Raw genomic sequence first — 21808 nt, 5'->3', positions numbered from 1 at the left:
CATGCAGACAGAGAATATTTTAGAAGTAGATAAGTTAATGGTTTCGTATGGCGCTTTAAAGGCAGTGGATGATATTTCTTTTAAGGTTAAACGGGGTTCTTTTTTCGCCTTTCTAGGTCAAAATGGGGCGGGAAAGTCTACTACCATTGAATGTATTGCTACTCTGTTGGATAAAGATAGTGGGACTATTTTTGTGAATGGTAGTCAGGACCCTGAGAGTATCCGTAAATCCATTGGTCTAGTTTTCCAGGAAAATGTATTAGATGATTTATTAACTGTCAAAGAAAATTTATTGACGCGAGGGAGCTTATATATAACAGATAAAGCTTTACTCAAAGAACGTTATCAATTATTAATCGACAAATTTCATATACGAGAGATCGAAGATCAAAAATTCCGAACACTTTCAGGGGGGCAAAAAAGAAGGGTAGAATTAGCGAGAGCCCTTTTCTCCCAACCTCAGCTATTAATTATGGATGAACCCACAACTGGTTTAGACCCAGAAACTCGTCGGATGGTTTGGCAGATTATTAAAGAAATTCATGAGCATGAAGATGTAACAATTTTCCTGACCACCCATTATATGGAGGAAGCAGCAAATGCTGACCAGGTTGTTATCATTAGCCAGGGGAAGATTGTTGCAGAAGGCACTCCAGCAGAACTAAAGGAAAAATATAGCCGTGATTTAGTCAAATTAGTCGCAAAAGACAGAAATAAATTAGAAAATTATTTGCTACAAGCTAAACTCACTTATCAAGTCTTTGCCAACCAATTTCATATTACCACCCAATCGATTGCGATGACCCTTAATTTAATTCAAGATTTAAAGGATAATATTGCTTGGTTAGAAGTTACACACGGGACCTTAGACGATGCCTTTTTAGCGATTGTAGGTGATCATCATGTTATCCATTAGAAAATTAACCTTACGGAATATAAAGTTATATTTGCGGGATAAATCTGCTGTCTTTTTCTCCTTCCTCTCTGTGATTATCTTGATTAGTCTTTATTTGTTATTCCTAAAGAATGCTTATAAACATGAGGTACTTGAACAGGTAATGAATGCCAAAGAAATTGACTTTATGGTGGATTCACTAATTTTGAGTGGCATTATGGTGATCAATACCATTACCTTGTCTTTAGGAAATCTTGGATCCATGATTCAAGACCTTGAAAGTCACCGCATCAATGCTTTTATCGTAACCCCAGTAAAACGCTATAAGTTAATTTTAGCCTATTTCGCTTCTTCCTTTATGATTACTTTAACTTTTTCATTGTTAATGTGGGTGGGAGCCTTGGCTCTAATTTATCTAACTACAGGGATTATGTATCCTAGTGATATTTCGATAAAAGCAACAGGTTTGGTAATTCTATATACTTTCATTTCGACTGCCTTTATGATTTTATTGACCACTTTCATCAAATCAGTGAATGCTTTTGGGGCCGTATCAGGTGTGTTTGGTACCTTAATCGGGTTTACTAGTGGTATTTATATGCCTTTATCTCAATTCCCTGACTATATTCAAAAAATATCAGCCTGGTTACCGTTTACACATATGACCATTTATTTAAAACAATTACTCTTAAAGCCAAGTTTTGACCTTATTGGTCAGAAAATTCCAAGGGAAGTCATGGATATGATTCAAACAGTCTATGCCACTAAATCATTACCGATTACTGGGGAAGTCTTTGATCCAGTTTGGGTCTTATTGGTTTCTTGCATTATAGGCCTATTTGCTTTAATTTGGGCGACCTTCCGGATGAAACACCGGATTCGGTCTTAATCTAATAACTGAGTTAATAGTCTAATAATTATTGAAGGTAATCATAAGCTCTTGTTGAAGCATCATCAACATGGGCTTTTATAATAAGTACCTTTTGATATTAGACAAACCTAAATTATGTTACAATACAAACTATTCATAGAATAGAAAGGGGTATAGGCTGATGACTTATCAAAAGATTGGAATCATTTATAATATTAATTCTGGCAAGGGGTTGGCTCCAATCTATGCCCAGAAAATTGCAACGTATTTAGAACAAGAAAACCTAGCTAAAGATATAATCTTATGTCAAACAAAAAAAGGAGCAGATAGCCGCAATGCGGCTAAATCAGCCTGTGCCCAAGGGTGTGATTTAATTGTGGCTATGGGTGGTGATGGCACCCTAGGTCAAATCATCACCGGTATCCTCGCTAGTTCCAACGAAGCAAGCTTAGCCATTATCCCTTTAGGCACGGTAAATAACTTAGCTCGGTCGTTAGAAATTCCTATTAATCCTGACCAAGCCATGCGCTTAATCGGGACAGGAGAAAAGAGGGCAATCGATCTAGGACGGGTAAACGATCATTATATGATTTCAAGTTTAACCTTAGGTTATCTAGCCCAAAGTGCCAACCGGGTGACCACCCAAGCTAAACGTAAATGGGGTTTTTTAGCCTTTGTATTCAGTTTGATTCGTATATGTAAGACCTTTCGCTCGTCAAAATTGGAATTGCTTCATGACCATGGTCGGATTCAAGGGCGGATGCGAATTGTATTAATTGCTTTAACAGATTCTTTAGGGGGCATCCGTGACTTTGTACCAGAAGCACAGATATATCCAGGTTACTTTCATATCTTGTGTCTTCCGGAACCTTCTAAAAGCAAGAGTAGCCGTATATTTGCTAGCTTAAGGCGAGAGAAAGCAAGTCAAAATCCTAATTATCATTACTTTCATAGTAAAAGCATAGTAATTAGTCAAACTGATCATGGTCATCGCCACCGTGTCCGTATTGATGGGGATGCTGGTCCACGACTTCCTCTAAGGCTAGAAATAGTACCACACGCTTTAAATGTATTAATCCCTAGAAAGGACTAACCATGTCTATAAGAACCTATGATTTAGCCATTTTAGATTATATCCAGGCCCATCTGACTCACCCTAATTTTGATTCCTACATGGTATTCTTATCAAAAATAGGAAATTTTACATTGATTTGGTTGATTTTAGGTGGAATCTTGTGGCTGATTCCTAGTACTCGTAATCATAGTAAACAAGTTTTCACCAGTTTAGTTATTTATGCTGTTCTGAGTAATGTTTTAAAATTCATAATTCAAAGGCCCCGTCCCTTTGAAATTGTGGATGTTGACTTATTAATCTATCCGCCAATTGGCCATTCCTTTCCTTCAGGACACACGGCTTCTTCATGGGCCGTTGCTATTACACTCTGGCGGCTAAGGAGCCCTTTAAGGTATCCAGCTATGCTATTAGCTATTCTGATTTCATACTCTAGGCTCTATCTTTATGTGCACTATCCTACGGATATCCTTGGAGGAATTGTTTTAGGATGCATGATTGCTTTTATCACAGCTAAGATTTTCGCTGATAAAGAAAGTTGGACGCATCAACAGGTTAAAAGTTAAAACAGAAGATTGGGAAGCTGTAGTCTTTTTTCGTATATGCGTAAGGAGTGATTAATTTAAGGTTACGGTGAGTTTGGCTTTTTCCCAGTTTATGGGGGAAACTATAGTTAAAAAATATTAACATGAGTTTTACTCTGTATTTAGGAATGGTTTGTTAGCTATATGGTATAATACAATTATAGACTAAGGAGGAGGAAAGCTTATGGAACTTTTTGATAAAGTCATCGACAAACTAAAAGAATTGGGTATTCAATACCAATTGGTAGAACATGAACCTGCTCTGACGACTGAACAGGCTGATTCCTTTATTGAAGGTATCGAAGGGGTTAGAACTAAGACCATGTTTTTAACCAATAAAAAGAAGAAGAATTTCTATCTTTTAATTATGGATGATAGTAAACGTCTCGATATGAATCGCTTTGCTGAAATCGTTGAAGAGAAGAAAATGAAGATGGCTTCCGAAGATAGCTTATTTGAAAAGATGGCTTTGCCAGCCGGAGTTGTTTCACCATTTGGCTTATTAAATAATGAAGACCATGATATCCAAGTCTTTTTTGATAAAGAAATCGTAGATGAGAAACGGATGAGTTTCCATCCTAACACCAATGAAAAAACTATTTTTGTAGCAACACCAGATTTATTCAAATTTATTGAAGCAATTGGATATCAAACAAATGTGATTGAGATTTGAAGTTGAGCACCTACTTTAGTAGGTGTTTTTTTATATAAAATTATATTTACAAAGATAATTTTAAGCGGAGATGCTGTTATACAAGAACATTCTCTTGTATAATAAAAATGTTATCAATCTAAATAGGTGGGGACATTAATGGAACTAAAAGCAAGTAATAATTTATGGCGCGGTTCTTTGGCGGCTATTTGCTGTGAAAGTCTGTTTGGCTTGTCCTATCTGTTTACCAAATCCGCTACAGGATCAGCCACTGCCTTGGCTCTATTAGGTTGGCGCTTTGTGTTAGCTTTCTTCATAATGACCTTAATGGTTATGTTCGGCTTCATCAAAGTAAATCTGAAAGGTAAAAAGTTAAAGCCCTTACTTTCAGTTTCAATCTTTAGTCCTTGTCTCTATTTTTTGGGGGAAACGGTGGGGATTAATCATACCACTGCTTCTGAAAGTGGTATTTTCTTAGCGTGTATCCCAATTGCTTCTCTAATTTGTTCCTCGCTCATCTTGAAAGAGATACCAAGTAAATTTCAGATAATAGGTATTTTAACCACTTTATTTGGGGTGCTGTTAACCATAGCTGCTTTGGGACTTTCCTCTAGTTTATCAATTATAGGATATAGTTTTTTATTAATGGGAGTCCTGGCCTATGCCTTGTATAGTGTTTTTGTTGAAAAAGCTGTAGGCTACTCAGATGTAGAAATTACTTATATCATGCTATTAATGGGAGCCCTTTGTTTCAGTTCTTTAGCCCTAGGCGAGGCTTTATGGCAAGGTCAGTTAAGCAGTCTTCTAATGATTCCATTTAAGGATCATACTTTTTCACTGGCGGTTATTTATCAAGGGTTTGCTTGTTCCATTGGCGCCTTTCTCTTGTCAAATTATGCAATTTCCAAAATTGGTGTCAATCGGACCTCATCTTTTGTTGGAATTTCGACAGTGGTTTCAATTCTTGCTGGCAACTTAATTTTAGGTGAAAGCTTTTCCATATTTCAGATTCTTGGAGCCATCATTATACTAATTGGTGTTTATACAGCAAATATTAATTTTGAAAAGTAAATTATTATCAGTTTGAATAAGAAAAAGCTGCCAATCCCTAGTATTTTCAAAAGGATTGACAGCTTTTTTCCAAAAAAATAATTATATTTCAAATTTTTAATCAATTTTTGAGATAAATCTTATTTTTAAATTGAATTTTTAAGAAAAAATATGATTGAGTCCGCTAATCTTTTGCTTAGATTAGACTAATATTTGCTATAATTATATTGAAGTAGGCTGGAGTGATATAAATTGATTAGAGAGATAAGAACAAGCGATGCCGCATCAATCCGTCATATCTGTGATATAGCCCTTGGTTATGATGCTAGTCTTGATTTAGTTAGTAGACAAATTGAAAAATTAAGCCAGGATAGGGGCCACCATTTTATTTATGTTTACCAGAATGAAGCTTGTGGGCAAGTGCTTGGCTTTATTCATGCTGAACTCTACGAGAGCTTATATTCTGACCAAGGTTTAAATATTTTAGGTTTGGCGGTAGATCCTAAATACCAAGGGCAGGGGATCGGAAAGCAACTTTTACAAGTTCTTGAGCAAGAAGCAGTGACTAAACAAATCCAATTTATCCGTCTAAATTCTGCAAGTAAACGTCTTAAAGCTCATCAATTCTATGAACACTTAGGTTATATTTGTGACAAAACTCAAAAACGTTTTATTAAGATTTTTCAAGAATAAGTTTTAATTAATATTTAAAAGTGAATAATTAAACTAGAAAGGGTGAATTAATTTGGAAGTCATTAGGATTAATCCAGATCTTTCCCTCATTCCTTTTTATTCCGCACCTGAACAGGCTCTAACTTGGTACCAAGATTTGAAACTTTGTAAACAAGTTGATAATATCGACTATCCATATTCACTAGAACGATTAGAGGCTATGTATAATTATTTAACGAGTCACGGAGAGTGTTATTATATTAAATTTCAGGATCAATTAATTGGCGATATTTCACTTTATGATGAGAATGAGATTGCCATTGTGATTTGTAAAGAATTTCAAAATAAGCATCTAGGAAGAAAATGCGTCTCAGCCATCATGATGCGAGCACAGGAAAAAGGTTTAAGTTCAGTTAAGGCTCAAATTTATAATTTTAATAAGCAAAGTCAGGCCATGTTCCAAGCTCTTGGCTTTCATAAAACTGCTAAAGAGGAGTTTTCTTTTGATTTCTGAGAACCATGCAAGTAACAATAGCCAAAATTAGAAAGGCGCATCAATCAGCCATATCTGTGATATAGCCCTTGGTTATGATGCTAGTCTTGATTTAGTTAGTAGACAAATTGAAAAATTAAGCCAGGATAGGGGCCACCATTTTATTTATGTTTACCAGAATGAAGCTAGTGGGCAAGTGCTTGGCTTTATTCATGTTCAAATGGACAAGAAAGTCTTAACTGACCGCAAGCTTAGAATCAAATATGACCTCGATGAGGATGATGCCCGGAGGTGGCCACTAGAAGATAGTCAAGAATCTAGATAAGTTAACAAGACTCTCAGAAATTTTGCGAGTCTTATTTTAATTTGCTAAAATAGTATTTGATTAAAAGAGGTGACATAATGGAAGAAAAAGAATATGGTGTTGTTTGGAAAGACCGTGCCGTAAGCCTGCGGGAAGATTTTGTGAATCAATTGTATCGGGTCATTGACCCGGAATTGGGAATTGATATTGTTAATCTAGGTTTAGTCTATGAAATTGGTTTAGATGACAAAGGCTTATGCACTATGCTTATGACTTTAACCACACCGGGTTGTCCGCTTGTTGATTATCTAGAAAATGATATTCGTTATGTACTTTCAGAAATTGATGAAATTGAAGCCGTAGACTTTCAGTTGACTTTCCATCCTATGTGGACGATGGACCGAATTAGTCGTTTTGGTAAAATTGCTTTAGGTGTAGCAGATTAAGTTTATTGAAAACATTTTCAGAAAATTATGTGATACCATTAACAAATCATAAAATTCATGGTAAACTAATTATATCGAATAAATAGAAAAGAGGAATTTTCATGACTGCAAACTTAAAATCTTTAAAATTTCATTTTCATAATGGTGGCGATTGGAAAGTAGATGTTAAACACATTGGCGACTTATGGATCCGTCGTATTTCTACCAGTGTTGGCCGCATCAACGGTGGAGACATTATCGAAATTCACCCAGCTCAAGGACTAAAAATTGAAATTTTACCAGAAGCTGATACCATCGAAACAAATGATATTAATAAAGGTTCGTTAGAAGTTGGGATTTTTGAAACAGTGGTCAAGAATCGTGACATTGAATGGATTACCCTTGATTGGGATAATCGTGATCCTGAATTAGTTTATTTCCCATTCGCAACCAACGAAGAGGGCGGTACTGAAAATATCTTCATGTCTGCTAAAGTTAGTGCAGATAAACGGTTATTTATTGTGGTTGATGAAAAACATAATGTGGATGAAGTATACGCTTAAAGCAAAACTGTTTAATAATTAGTGACTAGAAAGAGCAGACAAAGCGGAAATTATAAATTTTCAGCTTCTTGTTTGCTTCTTTTTTATTTACATTTTATAATTATTTATTTAATTCACAAGCCTAAAATATACTATAACAGTTTTGTTATGAAAATTGTGACTTCGTTTTCATTATTAATTTTAAGCCTTTTATGAAATATGCAACTTTTTTAACTGTAACACTTGAAATTTAATTCTGTATCATTTAAAATAGAATCATGATAAGCAATTCACAATTGATAAAAAATTTGGAGGTGCATTGTATGGAGCAATGGAGAGGATTCCAAGGTAAAACTTGGAGAGAAGAAATTAATGTACGTGACTTTATTCAAAAAAACTACACTTTATATGAAGGTGACGAAAGTTTCTTAGAAACACCAACCCAAGCAACAGTTGAGTTATGGGATCAAGTGATGGACTTGACCAAACAAGAACGTGATGCAGGTGGTGTATTAGACTTAGATACAAAGATTGTTTCAACAATTACTTCTCATGAAGCAGGTTATCTTGATAAAGATAAAGAAAAAATTGTTGGGGTACAAACTGACAAACCGTTCAAACGTTCATTACAACCATTTGGTGGTATCCGGATGTCTGTAGATGCTGCTAAATCTTATGGTTATGAAATTGATGAAGAAGTAAAACATATCTTTACTGATTACCGTAAAACTCATAACCAAGCAGTATTTGATATTTATACCCCGGAAATGCGTAAAGCACGTCACGCTGCCATCATTACTGGTCTACCAGATGCTTATGGCCGTGGTCGTATTATCGGAGACTACCGTCGGGTGGCTTTATATGGTATTGACCGTCTAAAAGAAGAAAAATCAAAAGACTTCGCAAATATTGGTGATGGAAATATGGCAGAAGATGTGATGCGTCTTCGTGAAGAAGTCTCAGAACAATATCGTGCTTTAGATGAATTAAAAGAATTAGGTAACATCTATGGTTTTGATTTATCAAGACCAGCTAATAATGCTAAAGAAGCCTTCCAATGGTTATACTTAGGTTATTTAGCAGCTATTAAACAACAAAATGGTGCGGCTATGTCACTTGGACGTACTTCTACTTTCTTGGATATTTATATTCAACGTGACCTAGAAGAAGGTACTTTGACTGAACAAGAAGCTCAAGAAATTGTTGACCATTTCGTAATGAAATTACGTTTAGTTAAATTTGCTCGTACTCAAGAATATAATGAATTATTCTCTGGCGACCCAACTTGGGTAACTGAATCAATTGCTGGGGTTGGCTTAGATGGTCGTCCGTTAGTTACTAAGAATTCATTCCGTTTCTTACATACTTTAACTAACTTAGGACCTGCACCAGAACCAAACTTAACAGTGCTTTGGTCACCACGTTTAACTGAAAACTTCAAACGTTATGCTGCTAAAATTTCAATCGAAACTTCAGCTATCCAATATGAAAATGATGAAGTTATGCGTCCACATTGGGGCGATGATTATGGTATTGCTTGTTGTGTTTCTGCCATGGAAATTGGTAAACAAATGCAATTCTTCGGTGCCCGTGCTAACTTAGCCAAAGCTTTGCTTTACGCTATCAATGGTGGAGTTGACGAACGTCTTAAAACTCAAGTAGGACCTCAATATCAAGGTATTGACTCAGAATACTTAGATTATGACGAAGTCGTAGCTAAATACGATCAAATGCTAGAATGGTTAGCTGGACTATACATCAATACTTTAAATGTTATCCACTATTCACATGATAAATACTCATATGAATCTATTGAAATGGCTTTACAGGATACTAATATCAAACGGACTATGGCAACTGGTATTGCTGGTTTCTCAGTAGCTATCGACTCATTATCAGCCATCAAGTATGCTAAGGTTAAAACGATCCGTGATGAAAATGGTTTAGTTGTTGACTTTGAAATTGAAGGCGAATTCCCTAAATACGGTAATAACGATGATCGGGCTGACCAAATTGGGGTTGACTTATTGAAGAAATTCATGTCAATGGTTAAGAAACATAAAACTTATCGTAACGCAATTCATACCACTTCAATCCTTACGATTACTTCTAATGTGGTTTACGGTAAAAAAACAGGTAATACTCCTGATGGTCGTCGTGCCGGTGCTCCATTTGCGCCAGGCGCTAACCCAATGCATGGCCGTGATACCCATGGTGCGCTAGCTTCACTATTATCTGTGGCTAAAGTACCTTATGATTACTCACTTGATGGAATTTCTAATACCTTCTCAATCATTCCTAAGGCTTTAGGTAAAGAAGAAGAAGTTCAAAAGACTAACTTAGTTTCTATGCTAGATGGTTACTCTGTTGAAGGTGGTCACCATTTAAACGTCAACGTCTTCAACCGTGACACCTTATTAGATGCCATGGATCACCCAGAAAACTACCCTCAATTAACGATTCGGGTATCTGGTTACGCTGTTAACTTTATTAAGTTGACCCGTGAACAACAAATGGATGTAATTAATCGTACAATGCATTCTTCAATGTAATATTTAATCCAAGTAGAAAGAGGTTGTGGCAATGACCGAAGTAAAAACACCTGTCATTGGTAATATTCACTCAACAGAAAGTTTTGGCTCAGTTGATGGCCCAGGCATTCGTTTTGTGACCTTTATGCAAGGTTGTCGTTTACGCTGCGAATTTTGCCACAATCCTGATACTTGGAATACCTTTGGCGGACATGAATATACTGCTCAACAGTTATTCGATGAAGCAATAAAATATCGGGCTTTTTGGGGTGAAAAAGGTGGTGTAACCGTGTCAGGTGGAGAACCAATGCTCCAAATTGATTTTCTAATTGAATATTTCAAGATTTGCAAAGAGCATGGTGTAAATACTACTTTAGATACCTGTGGTGGGCCATTTACAAAAGAAGATCCTTTCTTTTCTAAGTTCCAAGAATTGATGAAGTACACTGATTTAGTTTTATTTGATATAAAACATATTGATCCAGTGGGACACCGTAAATTAACAGGAGTCCGTAATCAAAATATCTTGGAAATGGCTGAATATTTAGCCTCAATCGATAAAGCCATTTGGGTGAGACATGTTCTTGTACCGACACGAACTGATTACGATGAGTATTTACAACGCCTAGGCGATTTTGTGGCTACTTTGGGAAATGTTCATAAATTTGAAGTATTACCTTATCATAAGATGGGGGTTTACAAGTATGAAGCCTTGGGTTATCCTTATCGCTTAAAAGGGGTGGAACCCCCTACAGCAGAACGGGTTGAAAATGCCAATCGTCTGCTTCGTACAGCTGATTATACCCGGTATTTGACTGATTGATTGTTTCTAGAACTGAGTGTTGACTCAGTTCTTTTTTTGTATCATAGAATTTAATCGCTTTATTCTTATATTTTTCATTTTTTAAAAATAGAATATTAGCCAAACAAGTGATAAAATAAAGGCAGTAGACAGTGAATGGAGGAGAAGGAATGAGCCAAGAAATTACCTTTGGTTATGGATCCACGCCAGCTAATCTATGTTTAGATAAGTTAAATCGTCATGGTTTAATTGCTGGAGCTACTGGAACCGGTAAAACTGTGACGCTTAAGGTAATTGCTGAACAATTAAGTCAAGCCGGGGTACCCGTTTTTTTATCAGATATAAAAGGGGACCTAGCTTCGCTTGCTGAAGCAAATAATTCAGATAATTTACAAGAACGATTAGAAGCAACTCATTATGAAGATTATGATCCGAGTAAATTTACACTTGAACTTTGGGATATCCTCGGTCAAACAGGTATTCCGTTAAGAATGACAGTTTCTGCTATGGGTCCAATTCTATTAGCCCGCCTCTTAGGTTTAAATGATACCCAAACGGGTATTTTAAATGTTGTATTTTCGGTTGCGGATGCTGAAGGTCTATTACTGATTGATTTACTTGATTTACGAGCCATGATTAATTACGTAGGTCAACACGCTAAAGATCTATCTGGTCATTATGGCAATATCTCTTCTGCTTCAATTGGAGTAATTCTCCGGTCTTTATTAGTATTAGAGGAACAAGGTGCAGGTAATTTTTTTGGTGAGCCTAGCCTGGAAATTGAAGACTTTATGCGATTTGATCAAGATGGTAGAGGTATGATTAATGTCTTAATGGCTGAGCAACTTTACCGGTATCCTTTGATGTACGCTACGGTGCTTTTAGCTATTCTCTCTGATCTATTTGAAAATTTACCAGAAGTAGGGGACCTAGAAAAACCTAAGTTAGTCTTCTTCTTCGATGAAGCCCATGTCTTGTTTGATGGGACACCTAAGGTCCTGTTAGATCAAATCGAATTAACGGTTCGTTTAATTCGTTCTAAAGGGGTAGGGGTATTCTTTATTACCCAAAATCCCACTGATATTCCTGACCAAGTAGCTAATCAACTTGGTAATCGGATTCAACATGGCTTAAGAGCCTATACGCCTAAAGAGTTAAAGAATGTTGCGGCAGCGGCTCAGGGATTCCGACAAGCTGCTGATATGGATTTAGAAAAAGTCATCCAAGAATTACAAACAGGCCAAGCGGTGGTGTCTACGCTTCAAGAAGATGGCACACCGTCTTATGCTCAAGCAGTGATGATTTATCCGCCAAAGAGTAAAGTAGGCTTAATTGACCCTCAAGTTAAGTTATCTATCATGAACCAATCTTCTTTATTAGCGAAATATCAAGAAGCAGTCAACCGTGAATCAGCCCATGAACAATTGGCTAAAGTTGTCGCGGCTTCCGAGGATAATTTAAAAGATGTTCAAACTCAAGCTGAAAGTAAGCTCGACCAAGCAAATACTTCTGAAAGTAATGCCCGAATCAAAGAACTAGAAGCTGAATTAGCTAAACAAATTAAAAAGAATAAGACATCTAGTCGTCGGACTGATTCAGAAATGGACCGGTTTACTAAGAATATGATGTCTTCAGTTGGACGGGAATTAGGGAAAATGATTACCCGCGGCATCACTGGATTTTTCAAAAAATAGAAATTGAGGAAATTTATGAAACACTTTTTATCTGAAGCTTTTGAATTTATCGTATCGATTGTCATTGGGATTGCAGTTGCAATTCTTTTAACCACCTTTGTTTTTCAACAAGTTCAAGTGGATGGTCACTCGATGGATAACACCCTTCAAGATGGCGAACGTCTTTTCCTATGGAAATTAGCTAAAATTAACCGTTTTGATGTCGTTGTCCTTGATTCACCTGACAAGACTAAATTATTTGTTAAACGCGTGATTGGTATGCCAGGAGATTCGATTGAATTTAAAGATGATCAATTAATTTTAAATGGTCAAGTGGTAGCTGAACCTTACCTAGATAGCAAAAAATCTGAATATACTGGCGGCAAGTTTACAGAAGATTTTAGCTTAGAGGAATTAACAGGTGAAAGTACCGTGCCTGAGGGTAAAGTCTTTGTTATGGGAGATAACCGACAAAACTCAACGGATAGTCGGGTTATCGGTTTTGTTGATATGGATGCTTTACATGGGCAGGCGACCCACATTATTTGGCCACTCTCTGAATTCTCTTCTTTAAGCGTTGACAGTAAAGACTAGGGGGCTTATATGGCTTTTATCAATGATTTATTGCAGGACCGCTTTTGGATAAGCCAGGTCCTGCTTTCTTTTATCATTTTAGGCATTATTCTATTAATCACTCGGTTAATTAATCGCAAACTGGCTAGTTTTAATTTGGATAATAATCAACTATACCGTAGCCGTAAGACGGTCAATTATATTGGGTCTATTATTTTTGTTTTTGCCTTAATTTTTATCTGGTTTCGTAGGGTAGGCTCTATTTCAACCTTCTTAGGTTTATTCTCTGCGGGTCTAGCTGTTGCCTTACGTGACATTATTGTTAACATGGTCGGGTGGCTTTTTATTATTATTCGGCGTCCTTTTTGGATGGGGGACCGGATTGAAATCAATGGTCAAAAAGGAGATGTCATTGATATTCGACTGTTTCAGTTTTCATTAGTTCAGTTGTATGATTCAAATAAAGGGGGACAGAGTACAGGTTCTATCATTGATATCCCTAACCGCTTTATCTTTCAATACCCCTTAATTAATGATATCAAGGGCTTTGCTTATATTTGGAATGAATTATCGATAGTGCTAACTTTCGAATCAGACTGGCGCCAAGCTAAGACAGATTTTTCTGCAATTGTTGATCATCACGCTTTAATTTTTTCAGCGGATGCAGAACAAGAAGTTAAGAATGCTGCCCGAAAGTATATGATCTATTATAATAATTTTACACCAATCGTGTATACCACAGTAGAACCGTCTGGTGTAAACTTAACCATGCGTTTTCTTTGTGATCCTCGAACTCGACGAGAAATTGAAAATAATATTTGGGAAGAGGTATTGGAATATATAGCCAGTCATGATCAAGTAGATTTGGCTTATCCAACCAGCCGAATTGTTAACAAATTGTAAATCATTACACAAAATAATTATCTATTAAAATTTCTTAAAATGCTATTAATAAAGATAAGTGAAAAATTCACAAAATAAATTGACACGCTTTCATAATGGTGGTATGATTTTATTGTGAAGTGAATAACATATATATATATTTACTCCTCAGGTTTCAATGTTGTTGTCACTCTAGGATTTAAATAAATTTTTAGGAGGATGTTATAATGGGTCGTTTAACTGAAATGTTAGGTATTCAATATCCAATCTTTTGTGGTGCTATGGGTGGGGTTTCTCGTCCAGAATTAGTTGCTGCAGTTTCTAATGCAGGTGGTATGGGTATTTTAGCAACTGCTGGTGCTAAACCTGAAGCAGTACGTGAAGATATCCGTAAAATCAAAGAATTAACTGATAAACCTTTTGGTGCCAACGTTGCAATTATTACTGGTAACGCTGATGATATTATTCCTATTTTCTTAGAAGAGGGCGTTAAATTCTTTACCACTGGCGCTGGTAACCCAGTTCCTTATATCAAACCAATTCATGATGCTGGTGGTATTATCTTCCCAGTTGTTCCTTCTGGCCGTGTGGCTAAGAAAATGGAAGACAATGGTGCTGATGGGGTTGTTGTAGAAGGTACTGAAGCAGGTGGACACGTAGGTACGGCTACTACATTTACACTTTGCCAACAAGCTGTTGCAGCGGTTGATCATATTCCAGTTGTTTGTGCAGGTGGTATTGCAGATGGTCATGGTGTGGCTGCAGCCTATGCTTTAGGTGCTGACGGGGTTCAAGTTGGTACTGCCTTCGTAGCGTCTGTTGAAGCTCCAATTCATGATAACTACAAACAAGCCGTAGTTAAAGCAAATGATACAGCAACTGTATTATCAGGTAGCAATTCTGGTGCGCCAATGCGTATTGAAAAGAATGCGGCTGCTCCAAAACATATTGCTATGGATAAAGAAGAAGGTATGACTTTCCAAAAATTAGAAGCATATACTATCCCTTCATTAGTTAAAGCTGCATCAACTGGTGATGTTGAAAACGAAATTGTTACTTATGGTCAAATCGCAAGTATTATTAAAGAAGTAAAACCAGTTAAACAAATTATTGAAGAAATGTTTGCTGAAGCTAACGAAGTTATTGATAGCTTACAAAGTAAAAAAATCTAATATTTAGCCTTCTAAAAAACGGCCGGGCCTAAGAGCTCGGTTGTTTTTATTTTTTTACATTTATACTCTTTAATTTGATAGGATAGTAATATTTAGGTAAAATAAGAGCTAATGTAATTTATCATGCAAGGAGTAAAATATTAATGTCTGAAACTAAACAATGGCGGGTCATTCCAGCGGTTATAATGACAGCTGTAATGAGCTTTGGAGGCATTCTGGTTGAAACCTCAATGAATGTTACCTTTCCTTTACTAATGTCTCAATTCAATTTATTAGCAAGTCAGGTCCAATGGGTGACTACTGCCTATCTATTAGCAGTTTCAATTGTCGTACCTTCATCTGCTTACTTAGTCAGAAATTTTTCTATTAGAAATCTTTTTATCACGGCTAATTTACTTTTCCTGAGTGGGCTAGTGATTGATAGTTTCGCTCAATCCTTTATAATCCTGCTATTGGGGCGAATTTTACAAGGATTTGCGACCGGTTTAGCATTACCATTAATGTTTCATATCATTCTTACAAAAGTTCCTCAGGATAAACGCGGCTTGATGATGGGGGTTGGATCGATGACTACCTCATTTGCGCCAGCCATTGGTCCAACTTATGGTGGAATCTTAACTGAAATGTTGGATTGGCACGCAATTTTTTGGCTATTATTGCCTTTATTAGTCCTGTCTTTGGCCGGTGGTCTTTGGGCAATCCCACAAGAACCAGTAGGGCGTGGAGAAGTATTTAATTGGCCCGCTTTTATAGGTTTGGCAGCTTTCTTGGTCACAAGTTTATTAGCTATCGAACAAAATTTATGGTATCAATGGATGCTTGCTTTTCTGGCCGCTTTTGCTTTTTATCAATCCAATAGAAACAATCCATTGATTAATTTAAATTTATTTTCTAAAGGGCATTATTTGGTTTTCTTATGGGGGGCCTTGACTTATCAGGCCTTATTGTTAGGTATGTCTTTTATTATTCCTAATTATTTACAACTTGGTCGCGGACTATCGACGACGCAAGCTGGAAATTTCATGTTTTTAGGGCCTATTGTCCTATCCTTAGTTCTACCCCTTGCTGGTCGTCTTTATGATTCTCTAGGCCCCAAAAAACCGATATTAGCAGGACTGACGCTTAGTTTATTTGCTTTACTTATCTTTGTTATTTATTATCATCAGCTACCAATTTGGAGCTTATTAGTCGTTCATGTCATGATGATGTTAGGAATTGCCTTATCTTTATCGAATATTATGACTCAAAGCTATGGACAAATTGAAGATAATTTGGAAGCTGATGCAAACACCTTGATGAATTTAGGGCAGCAATACATGGGGGCAATCTCAACTGCCTTAGTTTCAAAATTACTAAGCTTAGGTATAAGCCAAAACCCAGAGTTCGGTGCTGTTTTAGGGGCAGGATGGGGCATAATCCTGATGTTTCTTTTAGTCTTATCAGCCTATATTTTGATAATTATTGTATTTAGATCGAATACTATTTAATAAGGATTGATCAAGTTAAATTAGCTGGCTGAAGTTTATTTTTAATAAAACGTTTTCTTATGAGCATTTGTTTGGAAACCCTATTAGTAATATGATAATTTAGTACATGTTGTTAATTAATATAAACTATTAATCTAAAGGGGGAGTCATCTTGACTCAAGGAAAAATCAGCGCAAGTAAAGCAATGTTAAATGTCTTAAAAACCTGGGGTGTAGATACTATCTATGGTATTCCATCAGGTACTTTAGGGTCATTGATGGATGCTTTAGCAGAAGATAAGGATATCCAATTTTTACAAGTTCGTCATGAGGAAACCGGTGCTTTAGCAGCCGTTATGCAAAAGAAATTTGGCGGACCTTTGGGAGTTGCGGTGGGATCTGGCGGTCCTGGTGCCACGCATTTAATAAATGGGATTTATGATGCTAAAATGGACAATATTCCTTTCTTAGCTATCCTAGGTTCACGTCCTGAAAAGGAATTAAATTTAGATGCTTTCCAAGAATTAAACCAAAACCCAATGTATTCTGGGGTCGCTGTTTACAATAAACGGGTGGCTTATGCAGAACAATTACCTAAGGTTATTGACGAAGCAGCTCGTGCAGCCATTGCTTATAAAGGTCCTGCGGTCGTTGAAATCCCAGTCAATTATGGTTGGGAAGAAATCGATGAAGATTCATATTATGGTTCAGGATCTTATCAAAGAGAATTCTTGTTACCTGAATTAAACCAAGCAGATATTGATCAAGCTGTAGCTATCTTAAATGAAGCTAAACGCCCAGTGATTTATGCTGGTTTTGGTGGTAATCAAGCAGGGGACGTTATTACTGAATTATCTAAAAAAATCAAGGCTCCAATTATTACTACTGGTAAGAACTTTGATGCCTTTGATTGGGATTATGAAGGTTTAACTGGTTCTGCTTATCGCGTCGGTTGGAAACCTGCTAACGAAGTGGTTTTTGAAGCCGATACTGTGCTTTTCTTGGGTTCAAACTTCCCATTTGCAGAAATCTACGAAGCCTTTAAAAATGTTGATAAATTTATTCAAGTAGATATTGACCCACATAAATTAGGTAAACGTCATGCTTTAGATGCAGCTATTCTAGGTGATGCTGGTCAAGCTGCTCAAGCTATCTTAGATAAGGTAAACCCTGTCGAAGATTCAGCTTGGTGGCGGGCTAATATCAAAAATAACCAAAACTGGCGCGACTATATGAAGATGCTTGAAGGGAAGACTGAAGGCGAATTACAATTGTATCAAGTATACAACGCCATCAATAAATATGCTGACCAAGATGCTATTTTTTCCATTGATGTGGGCAATTCAACCCAAACTTCAATTCGTCACTTACATATGAATTCTAAGAATATGTGGCGGACCTCGCCATTATTTGCAACCATGGGTATTGCATTACCTGGTGGGATTGCAGCTAAAAAAGATAATCCAGACCGTCAAGTATGGAATATTATGGGGGATGGCGCCTTTAATATGTCTTATCCTGATGTTGCTACTAACGTTCAATATAATTTACCAGTTATCAATGTTGTCTTCTCAAATACTGAGTATGCCTTCATTAAAAATAAATATGAGGATACCAATGAACACTTATTTGGGGTAGACTTTATGGATGTTGACTATGCAAAGATTGCGGATGCCCAAGGTGCGGTAGGCTTCCATGTCGATCGAATTGAAGACATGGACAAGGTTATGGCCGAAGCCGTAGCTGCCAATAAAGCCGGTAAAACGGTGGTTATTGATGCCAAAATTACCCACCATCGTCCATTACCAGTTGAAGTCTTAGAACTCGATCCTAAACTTTTCTCTACCGATCAAATCAATGCCTTTAAAGAAAAATATGAAGCGCAAGATTTAGTACCTTTTAGAGAATATCTTGAAGCTGAAGGCTTAGAATCACGGAATATTAAATAAGCTTAGGTATTCATTCTAAGCAATAAATACAAAGACCGACTCCTGTGCAACAATAGCATGAGAGTCGGTCTTATTTATTTGTAATTATAACCAAGAAGGAGGGAGCCTATGCAAATTATCCCATATCAAGCTGCTTATTAAGCCCAGATTCACCAAAGCTGTATTCAAACGGGTAATCCAAAAATTAAAGCAACCTAGAACGGTGCCGCTTTACGCTACTGATGTATTGCCGGGAATATCTAGATCATGGAAAAAGGCTCTTACTCTTGAATGACCAGGGAATAGCAGTGGGTTATGTTTTGTTTGCGCCAAATAATCTAAGCTTTGTAAGAAATATGGAAGCCTATCTTTAAAAAAATCCGTACCCAATGAAGAAAAAGTTGAAGAAGAATCTGAATCATTAGTTCCTTTGGTAACCGAATTAGAAGAAAATGGAGCAAGTCCACGAGAAATGCTCATAGCCATTCGAGAACAAATGGCAGGTGTACATCTCATAGTAGATAAAGACGATACTACTATTGTTGCGATTAACCAGACAGATTTATCATATGTAGATAATGTGTTAAGAATTCGTTGGAAAGGTTATGAATTTTTCAGTGGAGACCTTAACAATCAAAGCTCGGTCTATGCCGGCGTTGAATATGAGTTGGTGGAATAGGCTCCACATTGTCAGTAAAAGCAAAAAAGAATTGGGGAAAATGATTTTCACAATCCTTTTTGGGTATAACTGGTATTTTTAACATCTTGGTCGCAAGTTCCATTAGAATAAAGTTTCCAATGATGCCAGTTAGCTACTTGGAAGTTCCACCTCGTAAGATGTAGAAGAGAAGAAGCGAAATCGTGGACTAACCAACAGGAACAAACTAGTTTTAGTTTACATAATATGTATTATAATTTTTAAAAATAAAAATTCCTAGACTAGACATAATTAATCTAATCTAGGAAATCTTCATTTTGCATATTTAAGCGAATCTCTTAATTGGCCGTCCGTGTTGATCATAAGTAAAGTTCAGTAAAGCTTTACCATCATTCATACAAATAATTAAACGATCTTGGTATGGTTCAGGTAATTCTTCAAAGAGAAATGCTTCTTCATTTAGTTGATGGGTACTTCTTAGTTTATCAATTTCACCTTTAGATCGTTTTTTTGGTTTTGCACTTGGTAAAGCACCCTCAATTTCTTTAGCTTCAATCCGATAATAATAATTATCATCAGGTAGATATGTTATTTCTAAAGCACCAGAATTTGTACGGCGGGTTTGCATATCTTCAAACTTCTCTTTATGAATTTCCCACCAAGCTTTGATTCCTTCTAATGCTTCGTCTTCGGTTTTATAACTCCCATGCTGCTTGATAACATTATCACGTCGACTATGCCAAAAATTAGTATAGACTTTAGTCATGGAAAGCTCCTTTCAATTTAGCAAATAGAAATTACTTATTGACTTGGATGATCTCATCTCCAGGAGTTACCATCTCACTTGCAACATCCGTGACACTTGCATAATCTCCAGAATTTGTAATCACTACAGGAGTAATAATTTCTAAACCAGCTGCCTGAATCTTTTGAATATCAAATTCAATCAGTAAATCGCCTTTTTTGACAGTTTGATCTGCAGCAGCCAAGATATTGAATCCGTCACCGTCTAAGGTTACAGTATCCATTCCAATATGGATTAGGATCTCTGCTCCTTCGGCGGATTTAATGCCCACAGCATGTCCGGTTGGGAATAAAGTCATGATAGTACCATCAACTGGTGCAAATAATTTACCTTCTTCGGGTATAATTGCCAGTCCGTTTCCTAAGGCTCCTGATGAAAAAGCAGCATCAGACACATCACTCAATGCAACATGTTTACCTTTTAAAGGACTATAAACTTTAAATTCTAGAACTTGATTTTGTGTGTTTTCCTTATTTCCTTTTAAAAAATCAAAAAATCCCATATTAAAACTCCTTTTTTCTATGTTTCTTTTTTATTATAGCATAGCAACTTAAGATAAATCAAAAATTGTCAATGGTTGAAATTAAAAAAACTAGAAACTAGTTGCCTGGTTTCTAGTCTAATTATTTCTTTAATTCAAGAAAGCATTGATACCTTTTAATAAACCTTTGATCAGTTTATTTTGGTAACTTGGTGAGGTGAGATTCTTATACTCACTATAATTATCTTGGAAGCCAAGTTCAACTAAAATAGCTGGTGCATCGTTTGTTCTTGTGACATGAAGGTTTTGTGGGCGAGCACCCCGATTTACTGCTCCGGTTTCGGCAATAAGATAGCTTTGAACTGTGTCAGCTAACCGTTTGCTTTCTGCTTGTAAGTTAGTGTACTTATGGTGTGCCATGGTCATATAACCCTCTTCATCAATACTTGAATTGTGATAAAGGGTTTCAATTCCTCTGGCAGAACCTGGATTAGGCATAGCATTATGGTGAACACTTAAATATAAATCTGGCATAATCCGATTAGGTTCGATAGTTCTTTGATTTAATGGGATAGCTTTATCTGTTGTTCTGGATTCATAAACAGTATAACCTTGTTTACGTAAGTCACTGGCCAAACGACGGGTAATATTTAAGTTAAGATTTTTTTCAGCCGTACCAAATGAATAGGCTCCTGTTTCACTTCCGCCATGTCCTGCATCTAGATAAATAACTTTTGAATTTTTTGGCACTTTTACAGCGGCACTTGCTGGAACATAACCTTTAACCATTCCATTTTGACTAAGTTCCAAGTATTTTTGACCATTTTCATAGAATTCGCGAGTTACAGTAAAGCGTTGACCAAATTTATTGACTGCATTAATTGGTCTAGAAGCTAGGTTTATGCTAGTTCTGAATGGTTCAGTTTTTGAATTTAATTTAACATCATAATCAACTTCAATAGCATTAGCACGAGATAAATCAGGAAGATTATCAGTACTTATCTTAGTTGGACTTGTTTCCGGATTAGTAATGGTTGAATCAATTTCACCTTCTGTGACTTTTAGCACTTGACCTGTCAAGAGTACATTTGAGGATAAATTATTTAATGCTTTTAATTTGCTTACAGTTAAACCATATTTTCTAGCAATTGAATATAAATATTCACCCTTTTTTACAGTATGGGTTTTAGCATTTGTATTAATTTCAGGTTTTGACTCTTCTTTTTTACTATCATCTTTTTTAGTTTCTTCTGGTTTATTAATACCTGTGCTAGCTTT

At 36.4% G+C, this 21808-nt stretch carries 22 protein-coding genes; 19 read left to right on the top strand and 3 right to left on the bottom strand.

All coding sequences use genetic code 11. The annotated features are described in order from the left end of the window. Position 1 precedes the first annotated feature (1 nt). The 19 genes from G396_RS0108780 to G396_RS0108690 all read left to right on the top strand — a co-directional run bounded on the left by G396_RS0108780 (position 2) and on the right by G396_RS0108690 (position 19265). Positions 2 to 916: an ABC transporter ATP-binding protein gene (locus tag G396_RS0108780; protein ID WP_034907994.1), complete on the top strand. Its 915-nt coding sequence runs from the start codon at positions 2 to 4 to the stop codon at positions 914 to 916. Further along, complete coding sequence (locus G396_RS0108775) at positions 903 to 1784, top strand: ABC transporter permease (RefSeq protein WP_006417445.1); 882 nt, start codon at positions 903 to 905, stop codon at positions 1782 to 1784. The genes G396_RS0108780 and G396_RS0108775 overlap by 14 nt, the downstream gene beginning before the upstream one ends. A gap of 163 nt (positions 1785 to 1947) precedes the next feature. Then, positions 1948 to 2859 (top strand): diacylglycerol/lipid kinase family protein, encoded by a 912-nt coding sequence (locus G396_RS0108770; protein ID WP_028125740.1) that lies wholly within the window; start codon positions 1948 to 1950, stop codon positions 2857 to 2859. Between the two features lie 2 nt (positions 2860 to 2861). Then, positions 2862 to 3404, top strand: coding sequence for a phosphatase PAP2 family protein (locus G396_RS0108765; protein ID WP_028125739.1), 543 nt, complete (start codon positions 2862 to 2864; stop codon positions 3402 to 3404). 202 nt (positions 3405 to 3606) lie between these two features. Continuing rightward, on the top strand, positions 3607 to 4095 hold the full coding sequence (locus G396_RS0108760) for a prolyl-tRNA synthetase associated domain-containing protein (RefSeq protein WP_028125738.1): 489 nt from the start codon (positions 3607 to 3609) through the stop codon (positions 4093 to 4095). 138 nt (positions 4096 to 4233) lie between these two features. Beyond that, positions 4234 to 5145 carry a DMT family transporter gene (locus G396_RS0108755; protein WP_028125737.1) on the top strand — a complete coding sequence of 304 codons (912 nt, stop codon included), beginning with the start codon at positions 4234 to 4236 and terminating at the stop codon, positions 5143 to 5145. A gap of 231 nt (positions 5146 to 5376) precedes the next feature. Beyond that, positions 5377 to 5817, top strand: a complete 441-nt coding sequence (locus tag G396_RS0108750; protein ID WP_028125736.1) for a GNAT family N-acetyltransferase — start codon at positions 5377 to 5379, stop codon at positions 5815 to 5817. A 52-nt stretch (positions 5818 to 5869) separates the two neighbouring features. Next, positions 5870 to 6310: a GNAT family N-acetyltransferase gene (locus G396_RS0108745; protein WP_028125735.1), complete on the top strand. Its 441-nt coding sequence runs from the start codon at positions 5870 to 5872 to the stop codon at positions 6308 to 6310. 381 nt (positions 6311 to 6691) lie between these two features. Continuing rightward, positions 6692 to 7039, top strand: coding sequence for a metal-sulfur cluster assembly factor (locus G396_RS0108740; RefSeq protein WP_028125734.1), 348 nt, complete (start codon positions 6692 to 6694; stop codon positions 7037 to 7039). A gap of 101 nt (positions 7040 to 7140) precedes the next feature. Continuing rightward, positions 7141 to 7581, top strand: a complete 441-nt coding sequence (locus tag G396_RS0108735; protein ID WP_028125733.1) for a hypothetical protein — start codon at positions 7141 to 7143, stop codon at positions 7579 to 7581. 302 nt (positions 7582 to 7883) lie between these two features. Then, positions 7884 to 10112: a formate C-acetyltransferase gene (gene pflB, locus G396_RS0108730; RefSeq protein ID WP_028125732.1), complete on the top strand. Its 2229-nt coding sequence runs from the start codon at positions 7884 to 7886 to the stop codon at positions 10110 to 10112. 31 nt (positions 10113 to 10143) lie between these two features. Next, on the top strand, positions 10144 to 10914 hold the full coding sequence (gene pflA / locus G396_RS0108725; RefSeq protein ID WP_028125731.1) for a pyruvate formate-lyase-activating protein: 771 nt from the start codon (positions 10144 to 10146) through the stop codon (positions 10912 to 10914). 149 nt (positions 10915 to 11063) lie between these two features. After that, positions 11064 to 12587: a helicase HerA-like domain-containing protein gene (locus G396_RS0108720; protein ID WP_006417472.1), complete on the top strand. Its 1524-nt coding sequence runs from the start codon at positions 11064 to 11066 to the stop codon at positions 12585 to 12587. A 15-nt stretch (positions 12588 to 12602) separates the two neighbouring features. Beyond that, positions 12603 to 13160 carry a signal peptidase I gene (gene lepB, locus G396_RS0108715; RefSeq protein ID WP_028125730.1) on the top strand — a complete coding sequence of 186 codons (558 nt, stop codon included), beginning with the start codon at positions 12603 to 12605 and terminating at the stop codon, positions 13158 to 13160. Between the two features lie 9 nt (positions 13161 to 13169). Continuing rightward, on the top strand, positions 13170 to 14042 hold the full coding sequence (locus G396_RS10685) for a mechanosensitive ion channel family protein (protein WP_034907969.1): 873 nt from the start codon (positions 13170 to 13172) through the stop codon (positions 14040 to 14042). Between the two features lie 206 nt (positions 14043 to 14248). Next, a complete protein-coding gene (locus G396_RS0108705) occupies positions 14249 to 15193 on the top strand; it encodes an NAD(P)H-dependent flavin oxidoreductase (protein WP_006417410.1) in 945 nt (314 codons plus the stop codon). 143 nt (positions 15194 to 15336) lie between these two features. After that, on the top strand, positions 15337 to 16680 hold the full coding sequence (locus G396_RS0108700) for an MFS transporter (protein WP_028125729.1): 1344 nt from the start codon (positions 15337 to 15339) through the stop codon (positions 16678 to 16680). A 151-nt stretch (positions 16681 to 16831) separates the two neighbouring features. Beyond that, positions 16832 to 18607 carry a pyruvate oxidase gene (gene spxB / locus G396_RS0108695; RefSeq protein ID WP_028125728.1) on the top strand — a complete coding sequence of 592 codons (1776 nt, stop codon included), beginning with the start codon at positions 16832 to 16834 and terminating at the stop codon, positions 18605 to 18607. A gap of 409 nt (positions 18608 to 19016) precedes the next feature. Continuing rightward, complete coding sequence (locus G396_RS0108690) at positions 19017 to 19265, top strand: hypothetical protein (RefSeq protein ID WP_028125727.1); 249 nt, start codon at positions 19017 to 19019, stop codon at positions 19263 to 19265. Between the two features lie 304 nt (positions 19266 to 19569). Here G396_RS0108690 and G396_RS0108685 read toward each other — a convergent pair whose 3' ends face one another. From G396_RS0108685 to G396_RS10680, 3 genes are all read right to left on the bottom strand, one after another. Continuing rightward, entirely contained in the window at positions 19570 to 20010 is a 441-nt protein-coding gene (locus G396_RS0108685; protein ID WP_028125726.1) for a hypothetical protein, read from the bottom strand. Positions 20011 to 20041: 31 nt separating this feature from the next. Continuing rightward, the gene (locus tag G396_RS0108680; RefSeq protein WP_034907966.1) at positions 20042 to 20551 is read right to left on the bottom strand and encodes a PTS sugar transporter subunit IIA; all 510 of its coding nucleotides are present in this window, start codon (positions 20549 to 20551) and stop codon (positions 20042 to 20044) included. A 129-nt stretch (positions 20552 to 20680) separates the two neighbouring features. Next, positions 20681 to 21808, bottom strand: a 1128-nt coding sequence (locus G396_RS10680; RefSeq protein ID WP_034907964.1) for an N-acetylmuramoyl-L-alanine amidase, incomplete at its 5' end; no start/stop codon positions are given.

The organism is Eremococcus coleocola DSM 15696, from assembly GCF_000428865.1.
GTDB classification, from domain to species: Bacteria; Bacillota; Bacilli; order Lactobacillales; family Aerococcaceae; genus Eremococcus; species Eremococcus coleocola.
Note: the sequence above shows the minus strand (reverse complement) of the source record. Positions and strands in the feature narration are given on the sequence as shown.

Excerpts from the sequence above, each read along its gene's own strand:
- G396_RS0108780 (WP_034907994.1), top strand. The coding sequence starts at position 2 with ATGCAGACAGAGAATATTTTAGAAGTAGATAAGTTAATGGTTTCGTAT.
- G396_RS0108775 (WP_006417445.1), top strand. The coding sequence starts at position 903 with ATGTTATCCATTAGAAAATTAACCTTACGGAATATAAAGTTATATTTG.
- G396_RS0108770 (WP_028125740.1), top strand. The coding sequence starts at position 1,948 with ATGACTTATCAAAAGATTGGAATCATTTATAATATTAATTCTGGCAAG.
- G396_RS0108765 (WP_028125739.1), top strand. The coding sequence starts at position 2,862 with ATGTCTATAAGAACCTATGATTTAGCCATTTTAGATTATATCCAGGCC.
- G396_RS0108760 (WP_028125738.1), top strand. The coding sequence starts at position 3,607 with ATGGAACTTTTTGATAAAGTCATCGACAAACTAAAAGAATTGGGTATT.
- G396_RS0108755 (WP_028125737.1), top strand. The coding sequence starts at position 4,234 with ATGGAACTAAAAGCAAGTAATAATTTATGGCGCGGTTCTTTGGCGGCT.
- G396_RS0108740 (WP_028125734.1), top strand. The coding sequence starts at position 6,692 with ATGGAAGAAAAAGAATATGGTGTTGTTTGGAAAGACCGTGCCGTAAGC.
- G396_RS0108735 (WP_028125733.1), top strand. The coding sequence starts at position 7,141 with ATGACTGCAAACTTAAAATCTTTAAAATTTCATTTTCATAATGGTGGC.
- pflB (WP_028125732.1), top strand. The coding sequence starts at position 7,884 with ATGGAGCAATGGAGAGGATTCCAAGGTAAAACTTGGAGAGAAGAAATT.
- pflA (WP_028125731.1), top strand. The coding sequence starts at position 10,144 with ATGACCGAAGTAAAAACACCTGTCATTGGTAATATTCACTCAACAGAA.
- G396_RS0108720 (WP_006417472.1), top strand. The coding sequence starts at position 11,064 with ATGAGCCAAGAAATTACCTTTGGTTATGGATCCACGCCAGCTAATCTA.
- lepB (WP_028125730.1), top strand. The coding sequence starts at position 12,603 with ATGAAACACTTTTTATCTGAAGCTTTTGAATTTATCGTATCGATTGTC.
- G396_RS10685 (WP_034907969.1), top strand. The coding sequence starts at position 13,170 with ATGGCTTTTATCAATGATTTATTGCAGGACCGCTTTTGGATAAGCCAG.
- G396_RS0108705 (WP_006417410.1), top strand. The coding sequence starts at position 14,249 with ATGGGTCGTTTAACTGAAATGTTAGGTATTCAATATCCAATCTTTTGT.
- G396_RS0108700 (WP_028125729.1), top strand. The coding sequence starts at position 15,337 with ATGTCTGAAACTAAACAATGGCGGGTCATTCCAGCGGTTATAATGACA.
- G396_RS0108685 (WP_028125726.1), bottom strand. The coding sequence starts at position 20,010 with ATGACTAAAGTCTATACTAATTTTTGGCATAGTCGACGTGATAATGTT.
- G396_RS0108680 (WP_034907966.1), bottom strand. The coding sequence starts at position 20,551 with ATGGGATTTTTTGATTTTTTAAAAGGAAATAAGGAAAACACACAAAAT.